Source organism: Vibrio sp. A37, from assembly GCF_059777565.1.
Map to the genome: position 1 here is coordinate 1 of NZ_JBLNLI010000097.1, position 282 is coordinate 282.

At 40.8% G+C, this 282-nt stretch carries 1 tRNA gene; it reads right to left on the bottom strand.

The annotated features are described in order from the left end of the window. Positions 1-119: 119 nt before the first annotated feature. Positions 120-195: transfer RNA gene (locus ACM2FC_RS23675), tRNA-Ala, on the bottom strand. Between the last annotated feature and the right edge of the window lie 87 nt (positions 196-282).

Below are 282 nucleotides of genomic sequence, written 5' to 3' on the forward strand. Positions count from 1 at the left end.
CAAAAGTGAAAACCATTAAGCTATTCGTCAGCTTTCCAAATTGTTAAAGAGCAAGGTTTCATTCTTTTTAGGGAATAAAAAACCATCTTTAAAGATTCTTAAGAAAAAACCCTTAAAGATGGTGGAGCTATGCGGGATCGAACCGCAGACCTCTTCGCTGCCAGCGAAGCGCTCTCCCAGCTGAGCTATAGCCCCATCTGGTAGTCTTTACTCTTACATACAAACCATATCAATCTGTGTGAACACTCATCGCAATAATCTATTCGTATAAGGAGGTGATCC